Here is an 18,775-nt window from a genome sequence, read left to right as displayed (position 1 = left end):
TCTCCCTTTTCCATTTACTCCTCTAACAAAATAATAAATCTACCAATCATATGTAATTTGTATTAAACTGGAAGAATTTTCACTATTTTTTACTATATCATATTTTTACGATAAAGAACATAAATATACAATAAAAATAAGAAGGAATTACTCTTTCTTATCCTTCTCATCAATCAACGAATCTATTAACTTTTGACTAGCTTCCTCGGGCGTAATCTCATCCGTTATCCCCATAAACGACCAACCTTTAGAATCGACCCACTCAACAAACTCTTGTAAAAATTCATCATGTGTAACATCCACATCAAGAATCGAGCCATTAATCGAAATCGTTCTATTTTTAGACACGCGCATCTTGAATGTTTTTCTTACCATTACAACTTTTCTCCCTCTACTTCTGAATATTTATAAAGTGAAACTTTAATCAACCCTCACCAATCGGACTTTTACGGCCATCCCGACCCCAACCTAACTTCTTTACTTTTGCTAAATTTCGAGGTAAGGGATCTTACTGCCCGCAAATAGCGAGATAAAATAATCATGTATCTCTGTTATACATGATTTTCAGTAAATTGTAAAAAGGATATATTGGCCAATTTAAATAGCAAAAATGAAAATCTCTTACCTACGTAAACGTAATACGACATACAATCGCTCATAAATTATTAAATAAATCCATAAAAATATACACTTTAAAACATAATTGAGTAAGCCATTCTAGTCTTTTGGAAGATATTATCTAAAATAGTATACTAAACGGATAAAGGATATTTGAATAAAGAAACTGAGGCTTTCTATTTAGCTGGACTCTTAAATTGTAGACTTAGAGACTGATGCCGGAATTCATATTTAATTTCTATTTCTGTACATAATATCGTAAGAAAGAAGGTAGTACTGTGAAAACAACAGAAAATTTTACTGACAGGGCCGATATATATGCAAAATATCGCCCTAGTTATCCTAATGAATATATTGATTACTTGCTTTCAGCTAACCAACTGAAAGGGAATCGGATTGTGGCTGATATTGGTTCAGGTACGGGGATATTTAGCCACCAGCTGCTTGAAAGTGGTTTACATGTTATTGGAGTTGAACCAAATGATGATATGAGGAAGATCGCTGAGCAATCGTTAAAACTATATTCTCGTTTTCAATCCATAAAAGCAACTGCTGAACATACCACTTTAAAAGAAAATAGTGTAGATTTAGTAACTGTTGCCCAAGCATTTCATTGGTTTAATAAAGAGGCTTTCAAAATCGAATGCCAACGAATTTTAAAACAAAAAGCAAATGTTGCTCTTGTTTGGAATAGTAGAGATTTAACTAGTCCACTTATTAAAGAGAACGCAGAAATTTGCCAGAAAACCTGTCCAAACTTTAAAGGATTTAGCGGTGGAATAGATGAAACTCCAGAAGTATTTAATAGCTTTTTTAAGGATGGAAAGTATGAGTTTAAAGAATATCAAAATGATTTACTTTTTGATTATGAAGGGTTTTTGGGAAGGAATTTATCAGCTTCTTATGCTCCGAAAGAAAATGACGAACAGTATAAAAATTTTATTTTTCTCCTATCAGAGCTATTCGAAAAACACAGTAAAAATGGAAAAATTATTCTCCCGAATTTAACGCGAAGTTATCTAGGCAATGTATAAACAGCCTGATACAAAGAGACTTTGATCGAAATTAAAACAAGCCTAGCCCCTTCCCACATGTACAACGGGGTTAGGCTTGTTTTGTATTTTACCACATCAAATTCAAATGACTTTCGTACAATAAAGTAGAATCTATTAGAAAACACCTTAAAATGAGGAGGAACTCAATGGCGCGTTGTACGTATTGTAAAACGAAATGGAAAGTAAAAGACGTATGGTCGATACTCTTGGCATTTGAAAAAGATTGTCCGTATTGTTTTGGGAGGCAATATCTATCAAAGAAAACAGTGAACGCTATGCCAGAACTTATAAGCTTACCTTTACACTTCTTGTTCCCTTTTCTTGTTGATTTGAGTGATGAAGGTCCTTTGGATTGGTATCGGAAATAATATAACCTCTACATCCAAAGACTACTTTCTACTAAATTCGCTTCTCATCATTATCCCTTCATACATTACTCTCATAATCGCTTATACTTTCCCTCTTGAAGATCCCGTAGCTCAGCAGAAAGGGCGTCCCCTGGACAAGGTTTATCAATTATGACTTTAATAAACGATGATATATGTATAAGCATTAGGTTCCAATCAAATATTAATTGAAACTCAACACTGCTTGTATTCTGTAATTCAGAATACAAGCAGTGTTTTTTATTATGCACTTTTGCATACAGTATGATTTTCTCTTGTAAATAGATAATAATGGTATATAATAAAATCAATGTTTTACCAATAAAAGGTAATAAAAAGTAGTGGGATAAGCAATTAACCAAAACGTATTAACAGATTTGTTCTATGTAAATCATGATACATATATGGAATCAAAACTATGAAATTTTATGTAGAGATTAGATTACTACAAGATGAAAGATTCATAGCGAATGCACTCGAGGAAAAAAGTGTTCGATTAGATTAACGTTATAAAACTACTTAATGTGATATCTATGGAACGAATTGAAAATATACTTAGGGGGAATTTTAAGTGAAAGCATTTGGTAAAGTATTATTAACAGGAGCTTTAGCTTTAGGCGGTTTAACAGCTATGAACATTGATACACCGAAGGCAAATGCTGACGGAGCAAGCGAGTTCTGTCGTTATATTTGTGGTCCTAGCGAAACGTTGAATGGTGTTACAGTTCAAGTACACGCTACAGAATATAGCTTCGGTCAAAACGTAATTGCAAGAATTACAAATGAACGAGCTGAAGATATTCATTACAATGTCAGCATCGAGAAAAAATATGGCGATAACTGGGGAGAATATGATACTTTCTTCCATTGGCAAAATCAATGGGTTCCAGCTGGAAGTAATGATGAAATTTCTACTTTCACAGGATATGGCGAAAACATTTCAGACAATGGAACATATCGCTATAAAGTTGAAGTTTTAAGTGCTGACGGTTCTGTAGATACAATTTACACAGCAGGAATGACAGTTACAGGACGATAGCTCATGAACGAGCTCTATTATTTATGCTTGTATTTTTGATAATATCATTGATAATTGCGGTGATATTATTATTATTATTGAAATAAGCTCTTCGGGGCTTATTTTTTATATACAAATTGGAATAGTAATATTCAGAAAATTACATCTTTACACTATTGAATTTTGTTGCTATTATAGGAATACATCAAATGTTACAATATTCAATAAATTATACAAATCCTCCGATTACACGAATGAAATGAAAACACATTGCTGGTCGTAATATTTATAGTTGGGATCCCGTAGCTCAGCAGGGAGAGCGCCACCTTGACAGGGTGGAGGTCGCTGGTTCGAGGCCAGTCGGGATCATAGGAAAAACCCCTTGATATTCAAGGGGTTTTCTTTATGTAGCAAATAAATGATTATTATTAAAACTAAATTCCCCCCCTACTTCTTGTCTTCATTTTGGAGAAAGACATAAATTATATCAATCATCGCTCTGCGTTGTTCGCCAGAACTCGATTCTTTACTCTCTTTTGGGATCTTTTTAAAGTTCTCTTTGAAAAATAGCTTAATACAATAATTTATATATAAAAATTATCGTAACAACAAAAAACTACATAGATTAACTATGTAGTCTTTTTAAATATGAATAAACCAATCCTATTTTTGCCCTAACTTGATTGCCTTTTTGATATTACTAAATGCACCTTTACCATATATTAATACGCCACCGCGGTAAACACGACTCGTTAAACCAATCATTATACATATTGTTGCGATTAGAATCCCTAATGCTAGCGCAATCTCCCATACTGGGATATTAAGGAATCCAATTCGTACAAGCATAACTATAGGAGTAAAGAAAGGTACATAACTAGTAATGGTAACAACCATGCTACTTGGATTTGACATTCCATAAATTGCGATATACAAAGCAGCAAGTAACATAAACATCAGCGGCATAACAGCTTGAGAAGATTCCTCTATACGCGTAATGATAGAGCCAAATAGACAAGATAATGAGCCATATAATAAGAATCCTAATGTGAAGAATAGAATCCCATAAAACACTAGAGTTGGAGCAACAGAATTTAAATCAATACTATTTAAAATATCATTTTTCGAATCATTAATTGCTGTTTTATATCCAACAGTTGCGACCAAGCCCCAAATTATGATTTGCGTAATACCAGCCGATAATGTCGAGAATAGCTTCGCATATAAATGTTTGGTAGGCGAAATACTTGAAACAACTAACTCCATAACACGAGAAGATTTCTCTGTTGCAACATCTGTCGCTAATTGTGCAGCATACATTAATATCATTACATAATTTAGCATGATAAAGACATTAATTAAAATCCCTACACCCTCAGTATGTTCTCCATCTTTAACCTTATCTGAAACCGTTTTGGTATGAATTTCTACTGGCGTTGTTAACACCTTTAATTCATCTTGCGATAGATTCAATTGCTGGGCGAAGTTAGAAGATTGTATTTGAGATAAAATCGTTTGAACCTTGCTAACATCTTGCTGATTTACATCCGTCTCAGTTATATACGTAGCCTTTAATTGTTTATTATTCAATTCCTCTACAACGATTGCATATGTATAATCACCATTTTTAACACCTGATTCTGCTTTTTGTTTATCCGTGCTACGTTTAACTTGTATCTTACTATCGACATTTTTAAACACTTGATGAATGGTTGAATATAATTCTTCTTTTTCTGTAACAACAACAACTTGATCGTCCTCGTTACCTGCAAACAAGTTATAAATCTTGTCAAAATTCATCAATCCTATAATTAACATAGAAACTATTATTGTAATAGCAAAATATGATTTTGATTTCACTTTAGATTTATAGTTTTGTAAAAAAATTGTCCAGAAACTACTCATTTTGTGCACCTACTTTCGCAATAAAGATATCATTTAATGTAGGCTCTTCTACTGCAAACTTTTTAACATACCCTAATTTTGTTATCTCTTTAAATAAAACATGTGACACTTCTTCATATGAAATTTTAAGAGTAACTGCATTTTTACGTTTCTTCATACTTTCTACACCTTTTATTTCTTTCAAATGGTCAAAGTCATGATCGCCAACGATTACAACGTTCTTTTTACCAAAATCACTTTTAATTTTGGCAATGTCACCCTGAACAACAGGTACACCTTTGTGCATAATACAAATGTGTTGGCATAACTCTTCCACATGTTCCATACGATGTGAACTAAAAAGAATTGACGACCCTTGTTTTTGCATATCAAGAACAGCGTCTTTTAACATTTCAACATTTACTGGGTCTAAACCACTAAATGGTTCATCTAAAATTAAGAGTTCAGGCTTATGTATAATCGCTGTTATCAGCTGGATTTTTTGCTGATTCCCTTTAGAAAGTTCTCCTACCTTTTTGTTCAGATGCTCAGTAATATTAAAACGCTCCAGCCAATAGTGAAGTTCTTTTTCTGCATCTTTACTTTTCATGTTCTTTAGTTTTGCAAAAAAGTTAACTTGTTCTTTGACAGTCATTTTCGCATAAAGACCACGTTCTTCTGGTAAATACCCAATTTTATCTGTAACACCATAATTTATAGGTTTACCATTCCATGAAATGGTCCCACTTGATTTCGATAAAAGTCCAAGTATCATTCGAAATGTAGTCGTTTTACCTGCTCCATTCCCGCCCAAGAATCCAAATATTTCACCTTTTGGTATCTCGATATTCAAATTATTCACTGCAACATGCTCGTCAAATTTCTTTGTTAAATCTTTAATTAGTAAACTCATTATCCACACCCTTAATTCCCAAGATGATTTATTTATACAATTGTATATCCATAGTCAACCACAATATTTTGCCCTCTAATGGCATCGCTTTTATCAGACATTAAAAATAAAATGACATCTGTTACATCTGAAATTTCAACAAATTTTCTATATGGAATTTTTTTCAATAACTTATTTCCTTCAAAGGACTTCAAATAACTTTCGTTATTATTGTTTATGCTATAGGACAGTGAATTGTATACCACTGTAATGATTAATTTTTTATCTTTCAAAAATTAATTATTACCAACAAATGTTATATTTCGCATTATAAGGTTAGCATAAGATTTAAAATATTTAATATGCAATTTTACATATTTTAAAACTCTCAATTATTTACATAGCGTTGACCATCTTTATTTAAAGCGGCCCCCCACATTCACAAAATTCACTTAAAACAAGAATTTGTTTATCCATACTTTTTCTTTAATTTTTCATGGAAGAACTGAAATTAATTAGTACCCCTGTTAAACACCTAAATCTGATACTTAAACTAACTAATCTTCCTCTAATAAATTGTTGTCTTATTTAACTTCACAATTAATAGTATTCAGCAGACATAGTCACAACATCTTCGCACACCTCCTCATTAAAACTGAAGGAAAACTAATTAAAATCTGGTCCAGAAATTTTACCTTTCTACGCTATAGGATCCGCATAAGAAAACATAGAATACAGTACCTCCTCTGTTACAACTAGCTTGATGTATTAAATCAAAGAATCATAATATAAAATTTATAGAATTAATACCGTGAGTTCAAACCTCTCCAGGTTCATAAAAAAGAGACACCATATCAACCTTTTACGTGATATGGTGTCTCTTTTTTATCTCATTCAATTACTTCCCACCAAACATCTTCTCCAAAGACTTCGCATTGGCAAACAATACTTCTTTCAAGTTATCGTCAGCAACGATTTTATAGTCGCCATCTTTGTCTTTCTTTAAGTTCAATGTAACTTCGCGAGTTGCCATTGCTGCATCTTTATCCGTTAAGTTTTTGATGATAGTTGAGGTCATTGTTTTTTCGATTGCTTTTTCAGATTGTTCTTTGTCTTCACTAAATGCGCTAGCGAAGGCCATTGGCATAACTTCTCCCACTGCTTTTGTTACAGCAACGGATAGATCAGCAGATGTAATTTTTACTTTCACTTCTGCTTTGTCATCCTTTTTCGATACTTCTTCTAGCTTTTCAAATTTAAAGTTCTTTGTAATTGCACTTAGCATTGCTTTTGCCTCAGCATCATCTGTTTTTTCATTTAGTTTATTAAATTCTTTGTCACTCTCAACAAATGTACGAGCCTTTTCTACATCACCTTTTTGTATCGCTGTTAAAAATTCTTCTGTAGTATCTTTCGGATTTGCACACCCTGCTAAAACACCTGCTGTTAATCCTACTACCATCATTAATAGCAATAATCTCTTTATTTTTTGCACGCTCATTCTCCTCTTATCTTTTCTAGTAAGTCAGCATCATACAATATTATGAAACTGACATTACAAACATTTTTTAGTATAGCATTTATATGATTCGTTTTCTATTAATTCCCAAAAGATAAAGGGCCTTGCAGCATTCCTACAAGGTCCCTCTTCTATCAATCTGTATCCGTAGCACAAATGAACCATATTTTCTGTTCCCTACTATCTAACACCATCCAAGTAACATCCCACGCAACATCGTAAAACCAATCTGTCCAAGGGCGATAGCTTTCGAACACTTTAATATCTTCGTATCGATCTTGGAACATATATTGACATACATTGACTGCTAATTGTTTTGCGATAACTGGTCGTTCCTTAAACCCTTCATATGCTCCGCCCCACAAAATTTGCGTAGCAATGCTACCATCAAGCATAACTGCCAGCTGCTCTTTAAAACGAAACTTATATTTGTCTGATGTATGTATTTTTAACTCTTCTAAGTTATTGATTATATCTAAAGAGTTGAAGATTCTTCTAAAGAAGTGCTCATGTCCATCTTTCGAATGTGGTATTTCTTTAAAAAAATTTTCGTTATGCACTTTAAAACAGCTTATTATTGCTCCACCAATTAAGTTTTGTTCCTTAAACGTGTTTATAAGTTGCTCAACAGATGAGTTATTCGTGTCTATTTTTTCAAACGTTCCCTCTTTCCATTTCATAACGCCCACTACTCTCTATTAAAAATTTGTTTCTTCATTATAAATAGCAAAATAAAAACCAGCAACTTTAAGGTTGCTGGCTTAGCTCTTATTCATATTCGAAAAAACAATAACAACTGCTCCAAACAAATAATGCCCTACTACCATCCACATACTCCAATCAAAAATCATAAACAATAACCAAAGTGATATATTCATAGCAGCAAATAATAAATATAAAATCTCTCTTTTGTATCGCTCCTCTATTCATCAAAATGTAAACAGCACCGATAGGAGGAAAAAGACAAATATTTTTCTTAACACCCACGGATACGAAATTACTGTCTGCATATGAATCTCCTTTTCATCATAATACTTGCTTCAAAATCGGCCTCACTACCCTATATTTATCACTATAAGCTTCCTTTATGATTAAAGGCGGGTAATCACTTTTTTCTTCCTCAATCATTGTGAATACTTCTGTTTTCTCTTGTAATGTATTAGATTCTTTATTTTTAGTAGGGTTTTTACTTGTTTTAATTTTCTTTGTTACTTCGCCAAGTTTTTGCCCAACTTCTTCTATTTTGGTAGATTCATTCGTAACATAGTATTCTTGTTCGTCCCATACTAACATAGGTGGCACTTGTTCTCGTTTGTTACATATTATATAAGTAGTACTAGCTACAAGTAGTAGACAAGTTAATAAATAGAAGATAGTTTTTTTATTCATATACTACACTCCTTATCTATCATTTCATTGGATTATATAATACAAGTCATTTATAGTAAATGGATTTAGTGGTAATTTTTAGGTTGAACAATAAAGAAAAAACCTTACCGAAGTAAGGTTCCATTTTTTAATTTTATAGTGACCGACTTATTAAAACAATCATTACAATAATCGCAATAAACATAACAACTAAACAGCCGATCATTTTATAAAATCCTCGTTTCGTTAACGTCCCGCCTTGAACGTCTTTACGAATAAATAAGAATACTGCTAAAAATAATACAAGCCCAATGCCAAAAGCATACATCATTTGCATATGTTAATCTTCCTTTCTCTCTTCCATCTTAATATCTTTTTGCCAAAACAACAAATGAGATAAAGACGGTACTCATCGTAAGTGCCATAAGTATATTCAATAATTCAGTAGCAGATAGTGTAAGTATTTTTAAGTTTAAGCCGATAGAGAAAAGAAGATAATATGCCGTTAACGCAAAAAAACTGAAGAACATTCCTTTATAACGAATGAGTTTCATTCGCTCATCTTTTTCTTTAAATTGCGGGTGTAAGTAACTAAGGCAGAAACACATAACCATCATTGCAAGTAATGTATAAGTAGGACTTGGCGGTGCAGAATGCGTCATTATACCTGTTAATATCATAAATCCACTCATAAATAGAAAAATAATCCCCATAATTACAAAGTACTTTTGTGAATAATTCATCCCTATTCCCCCTCTTCTTTTCCTTCATAAATAAATACATGTTCTATCTTTGTCTGAAATGTTTTCGCTATTTCAAATGCTAGCGGAAGTGATGGATCGTATTTCCCTTTTTCAATTGAGATAATGGTTTGTCTGGAAACCCCGAGTTTCTCAGCCAGTTTTTCTTGAGATAGTCCAAATTTCTTTCGGTATTCGACCATTTTATTTTCCAAGGAAATTTCTCCCTCCTCCCATATATCGAGTATATATGTAAAGTAAACTTTACGTCAAGGTTCCTTTACATTTACCCCAATCATTTTTCACTCTATTTATATAGAAGAAACTTGTTCGATTTGAGCACGTCTATTTTGTAATAAAACATGGAACACTGTATGTAATCGTTACTATATTTCCTCCTCACCTTTTTTAAAATTTAATATCTTCATATTTGTTTTATCCTTTTAAAATATTTCATTCTCTTCTTTATTAGATGAAATGTGTTATTGGTTTTACGGTGTTTTTTGGCATATTTATAGAAACTAACGGGTTATGAACCATTTTTTATGTTTAACAACTTTTTTTGTAGAAATCCTTCATTTTCCTTTCGATATTTAACACTATCGAAATAAAGTTTACGATAAATTCATAATTTTTTATTTTTTATACTATATTCCGTTATATTGTTGTATAATATCTATGAAAGCGCTTATTATTTCAATATACATAATTCAAACTAAATTTTATCAAAACATTCTAACTATTATACCTATATTTAAATGCAACAATTATAGCTATTAGTATAGGCATACCAAATATATCCACCCCATTTTTCTGTAAAATTACTTTATAAAGTGAAAGATTAACTTGGGTGATAAGTTATTGTGAATGTTTTTTTACAAAACAGATAAGTAATAGTGTTTGGTATTATGTAAATTATTGTAATAACATAAGAGTAAAGAAAACATTTACATTGATTATTGATTCATTACTTATTGAAAAAGAGCAAAATGCACCTTTGTATGGAAAAGGATTATATGCATTGGGAGGTTTAAACAAATGACGAGGAAGAATACAACGACAAACCCTTGGGCCAAGTTCCACGGTCCGAACCTTGGTTATGTTATTGAGCAGTATGATCTTTACGTAACTGGAGCAGGTTCTGTTGATCCGGAATTACAAGAGCTTTTTGAAATTTTTGGAGCTCCTTCGTTTCAAGATGATGTCGTAACAGGGGACAACACAGCAACACATTTTTCTCCTCAAAACACAGGTAACATTGAAAAAATTCTTAAAGTCGTTCAACTTGTTGAGCAAATTCGTTCTTTCGGGCACACGTTGGCTCACATTAATCCGATGGAAGATGCTGCAAATGGACAATCACTTCTTGAGAAAGCAATGAGTGAACTGAGCGATGCTGACTTGAAAGCGATTCCAGCGAAAACAGTATGGCAAGATGCACCAGAAGGTATTCACACTGCACTTGATGTAATTCATAGATTAAAAGACGTTTATACAAAATCTTTAGCTTATGAATTTTCTCATATACAAGATAGTGAAGAACGCGCGTGGTTGCATCAAATGGTGGAATCAAATTCATTGCGTCAACCACTATCAAATAAAAAACGAACTGCTCTTTTAAAACGTTTAACAGCTGTTGAAGGTTTCGAGCAATTCTTGCATAAAACATTCGTTGGGCAAAAACGTTTCTCTATCGAGGGCGTTGATATGCTTGTACCTGTTTTAGATGAAATTGTTCTAGAAGGTGCTAAGAACGGCGTAGAGGATGTCATGATTGGTATGGCTCACCGCGGTCGTCTAAGCGTACTTGCTCACGTATTAGAAAAACCATATAGTCACATGTTTGCTGAGTTCAAACATGCAAAAATAGAAGGCGCAGTAGCCAATTCTGGCTGGACTGGCGACGTAAAATACCACCTAGGTAGAGAACAAGTCGTTAGTAACGAAGAAGTTAGCACTCGCGTGACATTAGCAAATAACCCGAGTCATCTTGAGTTCGTGAATCCTGTAGTAGAAGGTTTCGCACGTGCTGCTCAAGAGAATCGTAAAAAATCTGGTCTTCCAGATCAAGATACTTCAAAATCATTCGTAATTTTAGTTCATGGTGATGCTGCATTCCCTGGTCAAGGTATTGTATCTGAAACGTTGAACTTAAGCAGATTGAACGCGTATCAAACAGGCGGAACGATTCATGTTATCGCAAACAATGCAGTTGGTTTTACGACTGATAGTTATGATTCTCGTTCTACGAAATATTCAAGTGACCTTGCAAAAGGTTTCGATATTCCTATTGTTCACGTGAACGCTGATGATCCGGAAGCTTGTCTTGCTGCTGCTAACCTTGCGATTCAATATCGCATGTTGTTCAAAAAAGACTTCTTAATCGATTTAATTGGTTACCGCCGCTACGGTCATAACGAAATGGATGACCCAGCAGTTACGCAACCACAAGTGTACAAAAAAATTAAAAATCACCCAACTGTAAGAGCAATTTATGCAGATCAATTACAAGCTGCTGGTGTTCTAAATGCAGATGAAGTTGAAACAATTACACAGTTTATACAAGAGCAATTAAAATCCGACTATGCACAAGTACCACCAGCTGATACGGGTGATGCAACAATTCACGTTAAAGTGCCAGATGTTGTTGCAAAAGGTATTCAACCAATCGATACTGGTGTTGAGATTGACTCACTTCGTGCAATTAATGAAGGTCTACTATCCTGGCCAGAAGGATTTAACGTATATCCAAAAGTGAAGAAAATTCTTGAGCGCCGTAAAGATGCTCTTGAAGAGAACGGTAAAATTGAATGGGCACTTGCTGAATCGTTAGCATTCGCTTCTATTTTACAAGAAGGTACGCCAATTCGTTTAACTGGTCAAGATTCACAACGTGGTACATTCGCACACCGTCATATAGTATTACACGATACTGATACAAACGAAACATATTCACCGTTACACCGTTTACCAAACATTAATGCTTCGTTCTCTGTTCATAACAGTCCGTTATCAGAGGCCGCTGTTGTTGGTTACGAATATGGTTATAACGTATTCGCTCCAGAAACTCTTGTTATGTGGGAAGCGCAATATGGTGACTTCTCAAATACTGCGCAAGCATTATTTGATCAATATGTTTCAGCTGGAAGAGCAAAATGGGGTCAAAAATCTGGTTTAGTTCTTCTATTACCACACGGTTATGAAGGTCAAGGACCAGAGCACTCTAGTGCACGTCCAGAGCGTTTCTTACAGTTAGCTGCTGAGAATAACTGGACAGTTGCAAACTTAACGAGCGCGGCACAATACTTCCATATCCTGCGTCGTCAAGCATCTATCTTAGGAACAGAAGCTGTTCGACCATTAGTACTGATGACGCCGAAGAGTTTATTACGTCACCCACTTACGCTTTCAACTGCTAGTCAGTTAAGCGAAGGACGATTCCAACCTGCTTTAGAACAAGAAAACCTTGGTATGAAACCAAATAAAGTAAAACGTCTTGTTTTAAGTACAGGTAAAATGGCGATTGACTTAGCAGCAGAAATCGAGTCTGGTAAACACGAGTACAACTTAGACGAAGTTCATGTCGTTCGTATTGAGCAATTGTACCCATTCCCTGCTGAGAAAGTTCAATCTATTATTAAACGCTTTAAAAACTTAGAAGAAATCATTTGGGTTCAAGAAGAACCTCGTAATATGGGCGCATGGCATTACATGGCTCCAATTCTGTTCGAACTTGCTGGAGATAAAGTGAAAACAGGTTACATTGGACGTCCTGATCGCTCTAGTCCATCTGGAGGCGATCCATTCGCTCACAAAGCTGAGCAAGAACTAATTGTTGCACATGCTTTAGATGTGAAGTATAACTTCCGTCAAGATAAACAAGAAATTGAAGTTTACAGCAACTAAAAAGTAACAATGAAGGTTTCTAGCTTGTTCCTTGGGCAGAATATCTGCCCAAGGCCAGGCTAACAAATGGAGATTACCGAAGACAAAAGAAGAAAAAACACACCGTTAGGCAAATAAGGGGAGGACATTTAAAATGATCGAAATTAAAGTACCTGAGCTTGCAGAATCTATTACCGAAGGAACTATTTCACAATGGTTTATCAACGTAGGCGACAAAGTTGAGAAAGGTGGCAGCGTTGTTGAGCTTGAAACTGATAAAGTCAATGTAGAAATCATTGCAGAAGATTCAGGTATTGTATCGAAGTTACTAGGCGAACCTGGGGATACAGTTGAAGTTGGCGCAACTATCGCAATTTTAGATGCTAATGGAGCACCAGTTGCAGTAAGTACACCTGCTCCAGCTGCTGAGCAACCAAAACAAGAAACAGCTGAAGCACCGAAAGCTGCGGCTCCAAATGCTGAACAAACTACGGGTCTACAAGGCTTACCAAATACGAACCGTCCTATCGCATCACCAGCTGCTAGAAAAATGGCTCGTGAATTAGGAATCGACTTAAACGACGTACGTAGCACAGATCCACTTGGACGTGTGAGACCACATGATGTACAAGCTCATGCTGCAGCACCAAAAGAAGCACCAGCTGCTCCAAAGAGCCCAGCTCCTGCTCCAGTTGCAAAAACTGAATTCGAAAAACCAGTTGAGCGCGTGAAAATGTCCCGCCGCCGTCAAACAATTGCAAAACGTCTTGTAGAAGTTCAACAAACATCTGCAATGTTAACAACATTTAACGAAGTTGATATGAGCGCGATCATGGAATTACGTAAAGAACGCAAAGATGCTTTCGAGAAAAAACATGATGTGCGTCTTGGCTTCATGTCATTCTTCACAAAAGCAGTTGTTGCAGCATTAAAACAATTCCCATTATTAAATGCTGAAATTCAAGGTGACGAGCTTATCATCAAAAAATTCTATGATATCGGTATTGCTGTAGCAGCTCCAGATGGATTAGTTGTTCCAGTTGTACGCGATGCTAACCAATTAAACTTCGCTGAAATCGAAAGTGAAATTCGTAATTTAGGTATGAAAGCACGTGATAACAAACTTTCATTAAAAGAACTACAAGGTGGTACATTTACAATTACAAACGGTGGTGTATTCGGTTCTCTAATGTCAACACCAATCCTAAATAGCCCTCAAGTTGGTATTTTAGGAATGCATAAAATCCAAGTACGCCCAGTTGCAATTGATAACGAGCGTATGGAAAACCGCCCAATGATGTACATTGCTTTATCTTACGATCACCGTATTGTTGATGGTAAAGAAGCAGTTAGCTTCCTTGTTGCTGTTAAAGATATGCTTGAAGATCCAAAGTCATTATTATTAGAAGGTTGATAGATTAAAATCTATTAAAGGCTGTAGAATGAATCATTCTACAGCCTTTTTTTATTGTGTTCATACGGGACAAATTTCATGACATAAAGTAATAATGTATGCCTAAACGTAAGGAGGATTAAAATGAATAACCTTCCAATTCATGCAAAACTTAAAGTAAATAAGGATACTTTCTTCCTCCCCGATTCAAACGGGGGTGTCTATTTTCGAAATAACGCCAGTTCATTTCGCATGGACGGTGATGGAATTTATGACTGGATTGAAAAATTAATTCCCATGTTTAACGGTAATTATTCTTTAGCAGAAATAACTGATGGACTCCCTCTCCCCTATCAAAATCGTGTATTTGAAATTGGAGAGGTTTTATATGAAAATGGTTTCGTTCGTGATGTAAATCAAGATGCACCTCATGAATTAAACAGTACATTACTCGACAGATATGCTTCACAAATTGAATTTTTAGAAGCTGATTCTCATTCAGGTGCTTTAAAATTCGAAACGTACCGCGGGGCAAATGTACTTGTACTTGGTTCTGGGGATATGCTTACTTCCTTAGTTTCTTCTTTGTTAGAATCTGGTTTACCTACATTTCATTACCTCGTTACAGATCGGGATGAAACAAACTATGACAGAATACATGAGCTAATAGAACGTGCATATGAAGTTGATAACAATGTACTTGTTCAAGAAATCGATACTACAATTGACCGTCCCTTGCATGAAGTATTCGAACCTTTTGATTGGATTTTATATGTTTCCCAAAATGGAGACATTGATGGTTTACAAACAGTTCACACTATTTGTAGAGAAACGAAAAAGAATTTCATACCAGCTATTTGTTTATCTACACTCGGTATAGCTGGGCCTGTCGTAACGGAAAATCGTGATGAATGCTGGGAATCCGCATGGCATCGACTACATGAAACGAATTTACAAAATGAAAATTCATCTGATTCCTTCTCACCAATTACATCTGCAATGTTAACAAATGTAATCGTTTTTGAATTATTTAAGCATGTCGCAGATGATTCACATCGGGAAAAAGAAGCACAATTCTTTTTATTAAACTATGAAACACTTGAAGGAACGTGGCATTCTTTTATAAAACATCCTCTTGCAACTGATGAAAGTTTTACAATTGATACGATAGAAAATCTTTCTGAAAAACTTGAGCATCGGTCGAACCAACATACTTCAACTGATGTATTCCGATTTTTTGACTCATTAACTTCTAAAGAAGCCGGTATATTCCATGTATGGGATGAACAAGATTCATATCAATTACCGTTATCACAATGCTATATTCAAGTAGCCACTCCACTATCAGATGGCCCAGCTCCCCTTCTACCTCTTATGACTTGCAGTGGATTGACTCATAATGAAGCACGCCGAGAAGCTGGTTTAACAGGAATTGAAACATATGTAGCAGAAATCATTCACCGCCTTATTCCTGAACATAACGATATCGGTATCGGTGCTGGAGAAACGATGACAGAAGGATTTTACCGGGCACTACAGCAACATTTAAACAATAAACTGTATGAGCGGCAGACACATATGCTAGAAGAACTTACAACGATTGATTTAACTGATATTCACGATAAACATTGTAGATTTTATTACGAAGCTCTCTCTACAATTCATGAAACACCTAAAATCGCAATGAGTGAAGAGATTCTCAGTTTTCCAGCCGTTTGGGTTGGTATAAATGATAGATGGTACGGTGCATCTAATATTAATATGACGTTAGCGTTACGAAACGCACTACAACTATCACTCTTTCACGTTCAAAATGAAGAAATTCCTTACAGAGCTAATATTTTGTATGACTCATCTATTATTTTATATGACACTGATTCTTTTAGGGTGGAAATACAAGCGGAAGAAGAAATTCCAAGCGTACAATCTTTACAACTCGCCTTACAACATTTAGAAGAACATAATTTTTATCCATTCGTATTTGATTTAGCGATTGAACCATTTTTGAAAGAAAACTTAGACGGTGTGTACGGAGTATTAATTGCAAAGGAGGACGGTCTATGACTCAAAATATATTGCTTATAGGGGATGGCCTTCTTGCAGACTATGTACATGATCAATTATGCAAACAATATTCCATCATTCGTCAGCATACCCTTACAGAAGAACTCCCTGAAAATATTTATCTCGCTCTCGTATTACATGATGGATCTCCTTCTACTATTCATCATGATGCTGAGCTAATTTTTCGGTCAAATCATATTCCGTGGCTACGTGGTTTTACTTCATTTGGCGAAGGTATTATCGGTCCTTACATTCATCCTCTTACGCCCGGATGTTCCCATTGTTCTGATGGACGCCGTTTTATCGCTGGCTTTGATCAAAAAGAAATGTGGGAACTACAGCGGAAATATGCCTTTAAAGCCGAAAATGGAACGAGGCGTGATGTACGTGCCACCCAAAATGGAATGTTACAAATGTGCCATCTTATTTGCGCAGAAACAGAAAAAATATTAACTCATAACCATTCTTCTTTAGAAAATGAACTTATTTTACTAAACTTACAAACATTACAATGTACGCGGCATTCTTTTCTTCCAGATCCTCTCTGTCCTGTATGTAGCAATTTACCTGATGATACTGCGGATGCGGCGGAAGTTTCTTTACAACCGAGTTTAAAAGTAAGCACCGAAACGTATCGCTGCCGTTCCATTCATGAATTAAACACATTTTTAACGAAAGACTATTTAGATTATCGGATTGGTATGTTGAACGGCAAAATGCAGCATTCTTTATTGCCATTCGCTGACGTCATTATAAACATGCCATTAATGTTTGGAAATGAAGGTGTTGCAGGCCGAACTCATTCATTTGCAGTGAGTGAAGCAACTGCTATTTTAGAAGGTTTAGAACGATATTGCGGTATGTCGCCTCGCGGGAAAAAGACAAATGTGCATGGTAGTTTTCATGATTTAGAGGAACATGCACTAAATCCCCTCACACTCGGTGTACATACAAATGAACATTACAATCGTGATAATTTTCCATTTAAGCCGTTTGATCCTGATTATGAGCAAAACTGGGTATGGGGATATTCTTTATCACAAAACAGACCGCTTTTAGTTCCTGAATCAATTGCTTATTATAGCCTCGGTCATCGAGATGCTTTCGTGTATGAAACATCAAATGGATGTGCAATTGGCGGTAGTTTAGAAGAAGCGATTTTTCACGGCATTTTAGAAATTGTAGAGCGTGATGCCTTCTTACTCACTTGGTATGCCGAATTACCTCTTCCCCGCCTTGATCTGAGTTCAGCAAATGATACAGAATTACAATTAATGATTCAGCGGTTACGTACGATTACCGGATATGAATTACACGCTTTTAATGCGACGATGGAACACGGCATCCCGAGCTTATGGGTAATTGCAAAAAATACACGTGAAAATGGAATGAACGTTGTTTGTGCGGGAGGCGCTCATTTAGATCCTATTCGAGCTTTAAAAAGTGCCATTCAAGAAATCGCAGGCATGTTACTTATAACAGACGATGAGCTCGAGCACAAAAGAGAATACTATGAAAAATGCTTACAAGATCCTTATTTCGTTAATAAAATGGAAGACCATAGTATGCTGTACGGATTGAAAGAAACGGAAGAACGTCTTCACTTCCTTTTACGAGAAGATGTACCGGTGCAAACGTTCCAAGAAATGAATGTATCACAGTCATTTGATATGGATTTAACATCCGATCTCCACCAACTTTTAAATCGTTTGCATCAATCTAATCTTGAAATAATCGTTGTAGATCAAACCGTTCCCCTTATAGAAAAGAACGGACTACACTGTGTAAAAGTCATTATTCCAGGCATGTTACCGATGACATTCGGCCATCACCTTACTCGTGTTACAGGATTAGATAGAGTCTATACCGTACCGATGACACTTGGATATAGCACTGAACCGTTAACAAATGAACAATTAAATCCACATCCGCACCCGTTTCCATAGTAAAGGA

17 protein-coding genes, 1 tRNA gene and 1 pseudogene are annotated in these 18,775 nt (G+C 35.2%); 8 read left to right on the top strand and 11 right to left on the bottom strand.

Annotated elements, in window-relative coordinates:
* Positions 1-147: 147 nt before the first annotated feature.
* Complete coding sequence (locus ACW0JX_RS06535) at positions 148-375, bottom strand: hypothetical protein (protein WP_000251856.1); 228 nt, start codon at positions 373-375, stop codon at positions 148-150.
* Positions 376-896: 521 nt separating this feature from the next.
* Between ACW0JX_RS06535 and ACW0JX_RS06530 the strand changes: the two genes are divergently transcribed.
* From ACW0JX_RS06530 to ACW0JX_RS06515, 4 genes are all read left to right on the top strand, one after another.
* Positions 897-1,652, top strand: coding sequence for a class I SAM-dependent methyltransferase (locus ACW0JX_RS06530; RefSeq protein ID WP_098126052.1), 756 nt, complete (start codon positions 897-899; stop codon positions 1,650-1,652).
* A 167-nt stretch (positions 1,653-1,819) separates the two neighbouring features.
* Complete coding sequence (locus ACW0JX_RS06525; RefSeq protein WP_000090211.1) at positions 1,820-2,041, top strand: hypothetical protein; 222 nt, start codon at positions 1,820-1,822, stop codon at positions 2,039-2,041.
* A gap of 589 nt (positions 2,042-2,630) precedes the next feature.
* A complete protein-coding gene (locus ACW0JX_RS06520) occupies positions 2,631-3,098 on the top strand; it encodes a hypothetical protein (protein ID WP_459245518.1) in 468 nt (155 codons plus the stop codon).
* A gap of 275 nt (positions 3,099-3,373) precedes the next feature.
* Positions 3,374-3,446, top strand: a tRNA-Val gene (locus tag ACW0JX_RS06515).
* A 294-nt stretch (positions 3,447-3,740) separates the two neighbouring features.
* Here ACW0JX_RS06515 and ACW0JX_RS06510 read toward each other — a convergent pair.
* The 10 genes and pseudogenes from ACW0JX_RS06510 to ACW0JX_RS06465 form a co-directional block, all read right to left on the bottom strand.
* A complete protein-coding gene (locus tag ACW0JX_RS06510; protein ID WP_446025968.1) occupies positions 3,741-4,982 on the bottom strand; it encodes an ABC transporter permease in 1,242 nt (413 codons plus the stop codon).
* Positions 4,975-5,874, bottom strand: a complete 900-nt coding sequence (locus ACW0JX_RS06505) for an ABC transporter ATP-binding protein (RefSeq protein ID WP_000054722.1) — start codon at positions 5,872-5,874, stop codon at positions 4,975-4,977. The genes ACW0JX_RS06510 and ACW0JX_RS06505 overlap by 8 nt, the downstream gene beginning before the upstream one ends.
* 32 nt (positions 5,875-5,906) lie before the next feature.
* Positions 5,907-6,041 (bottom strand): SDR family oxidoreductase, encoded by a 135-nt coding sequence (locus ACW0JX_RS06500; protein ID WP_255300913.1) that lies wholly within the window; start codon positions 6,039-6,041, stop codon positions 5,907-5,909.
* Between the two features lie 710 nt (positions 6,042-6,751).
* Positions 6,752-7,348 (bottom strand): DUF4878 domain-containing protein, encoded by a 597-nt coding sequence (locus tag ACW0JX_RS06495; protein ID WP_001169495.1) that lies wholly within the window; start codon positions 7,346-7,348, stop codon positions 6,752-6,754.
* A 158-nt stretch (positions 7,349-7,506) separates the two neighbouring features.
* Entirely contained in the window at positions 7,507-8,052 is a 546-nt protein-coding gene (locus tag ACW0JX_RS06490; protein WP_459245517.1) for a hypothetical protein, read from the bottom strand.
* A gap of 81 nt (positions 8,053-8,133) precedes the next feature.
* A pseudogene (locus tag ACW0JX_RS06485) lies at positions 8,134-8,382 on the bottom strand (hypothetical protein).
* A 16-nt stretch (positions 8,383-8,398) separates the two neighbouring features.
* Positions 8,399-8,761, bottom strand: a complete 363-nt coding sequence (locus tag ACW0JX_RS06480) for a hypothetical protein (RefSeq protein WP_459245516.1) — start codon at positions 8,759-8,761, stop codon at positions 8,399-8,401.
* 133 nt (positions 8,762-8,894) lie between these two features.
* Complete coding sequence (locus tag ACW0JX_RS06475) at positions 8,895-9,077, bottom strand: DUF3976 domain-containing protein (RefSeq protein ID WP_001178303.1); 183 nt, start codon at positions 9,075-9,077, stop codon at positions 8,895-8,897.
* 28 nt (positions 9,078-9,105) lie between these two features.
* The gene (locus ACW0JX_RS06470; protein ID WP_001109912.1) at positions 9,106-9,483 is read right to left on the bottom strand and encodes a hypothetical protein; all 378 of its coding nucleotides are present in this window, start codon (positions 9,481-9,483) and stop codon (positions 9,106-9,108) included.
* Positions 9,484-9,485: 2 nt separating this feature from the next.
* The gene (locus ACW0JX_RS06465) at positions 9,486-9,695 is read right to left on the bottom strand and encodes a helix-turn-helix transcriptional regulator (protein WP_095691204.1); all 210 of its coding nucleotides are present in this window, start codon (positions 9,693-9,695) and stop codon (positions 9,486-9,488) included.
* An 823-nt stretch (positions 9,696-10,518) separates the two neighbouring features.
* Between ACW0JX_RS06465 and odhA the strand changes: the two genes are divergently transcribed.
* The 4 genes from odhA (at position 10,519) to ACW0JX_RS06445 (ending at position 18,768) form a co-directional block, all read left to right on the top strand.
* Positions 10,519-13,386 (top strand): 2-oxoglutarate dehydrogenase E1 component, encoded by a 2,868-nt coding sequence (odhA, locus tag ACW0JX_RS06460; protein ID WP_098014706.1) that lies wholly within the window; start codon positions 10,519-10,521, stop codon positions 13,384-13,386.
* Between the two features lie 133 nt (positions 13,387-13,519).
* Positions 13,520-14,779: a 2-oxoglutarate dehydrogenase complex dihydrolipoyllysine-residue succinyltransferase gene (gene odhB, locus ACW0JX_RS06455; RefSeq protein ID WP_459245515.1), complete on the top strand. Its 1,260-nt coding sequence runs from the start codon at positions 13,520-13,522 to the stop codon at positions 14,777-14,779.
* 123 nt (positions 14,780-14,902) lie between these two features.
* Entirely contained in the window at positions 14,903-16,822 is a 1,920-nt protein-coding gene (locus ACW0JX_RS06450; protein ID WP_459245514.1) for a putative thiazole-containing bacteriocin maturation protein, read from the top strand.
* Complete coding sequence (locus ACW0JX_RS06445; protein ID WP_459245513.1) at positions 16,819-18,768, top strand: TOMM precursor leader peptide-binding protein; 1,950 nt, start codon at positions 16,819-16,821, stop codon at positions 18,766-18,768. Before ACW0JX_RS06450 ends, ACW0JX_RS06445 begins: the two co-directional genes overlap by 4 nt.
* The last annotated feature ends 7 nt before the right edge of the window (positions 18,769-18,775 follow it).

It is taken from the genome of Bacillus sp. C-3-6 (assembly GCF_054509685.1).
This window is presented reverse-complemented; position numbering and strand designations above follow the sequence as displayed.

Bases quoted from the DNA above. Each gene is read 5' to 3' on its own strand.
- ACW0JX_RS06445 (WP_459245513.1), top strand. From the start codon at position 16,819: ATGACTCAAAATATATTGCTTATAGGGGATGGCCTTCTTGCAGACTAT.
- odhA (WP_098014706.1), top strand. From the start codon at position 10,519: ATGACGAGGAAGAATACAACGACAAACCCTTGGGCCAAGTTCCACGGT.
- ACW0JX_RS06490 (WP_459245517.1), bottom strand. From the start codon at position 8,052: ATGAAATGGAAAGAGGGAACGTTTGAAAAAATAGACACGAATAACTCA.
- odhB (WP_459245515.1), top strand. From the start codon at position 13,520: ATGATCGAAATTAAAGTACCTGAGCTTGCAGAATCTATTACCGAAGGA.
- ACW0JX_RS06480 (WP_459245516.1), bottom strand. From the start codon at position 8,761: ATGAATAAAAAAACTATCTTCTATTTATTAACTTGTCTACTACTTGTA.
- ACW0JX_RS06505 (WP_000054722.1), bottom strand. From the start codon at position 5,874: ATGAGTTTACTAATTAAAGATTTAACAAAGAAATTTGACGAGCATGTT.
- ACW0JX_RS06475 (WP_001178303.1), bottom strand. From the start codon at position 9,077: ATGCAAATGATGTATGCTTTTGGCATTGGGCTTGTATTATTTTTAGCA.
- ACW0JX_RS06450 (WP_459245514.1), top strand. From the start codon at position 14,903: ATGAATAACCTTCCAATTCATGCAAAACTTAAAGTAAATAAGGATACT.
- ACW0JX_RS06535 (WP_000251856.1), bottom strand. From the start codon at position 375: ATGGTAAGAAAAACATTCAAGATGCGCGTGTCTAAAAATAGAACGATT.
- ACW0JX_RS06525 (WP_000090211.1), top strand. From the start codon at position 1,820: ATGGCGCGTTGTACGTATTGTAAAACGAAATGGAAAGTAAAAGACGTA.
- ACW0JX_RS06470 (WP_001109912.1), bottom strand. From the start codon at position 9,483: ATGAATTATTCACAAAAGTACTTTGTAATTATGGGGATTATTTTTCTA.
- ACW0JX_RS06510 (WP_446025968.1), bottom strand. From the start codon at position 4,982: ATGAGTAGTTTCTGGACAATTTTTTTACAAAACTATAAATCTAAAGTG.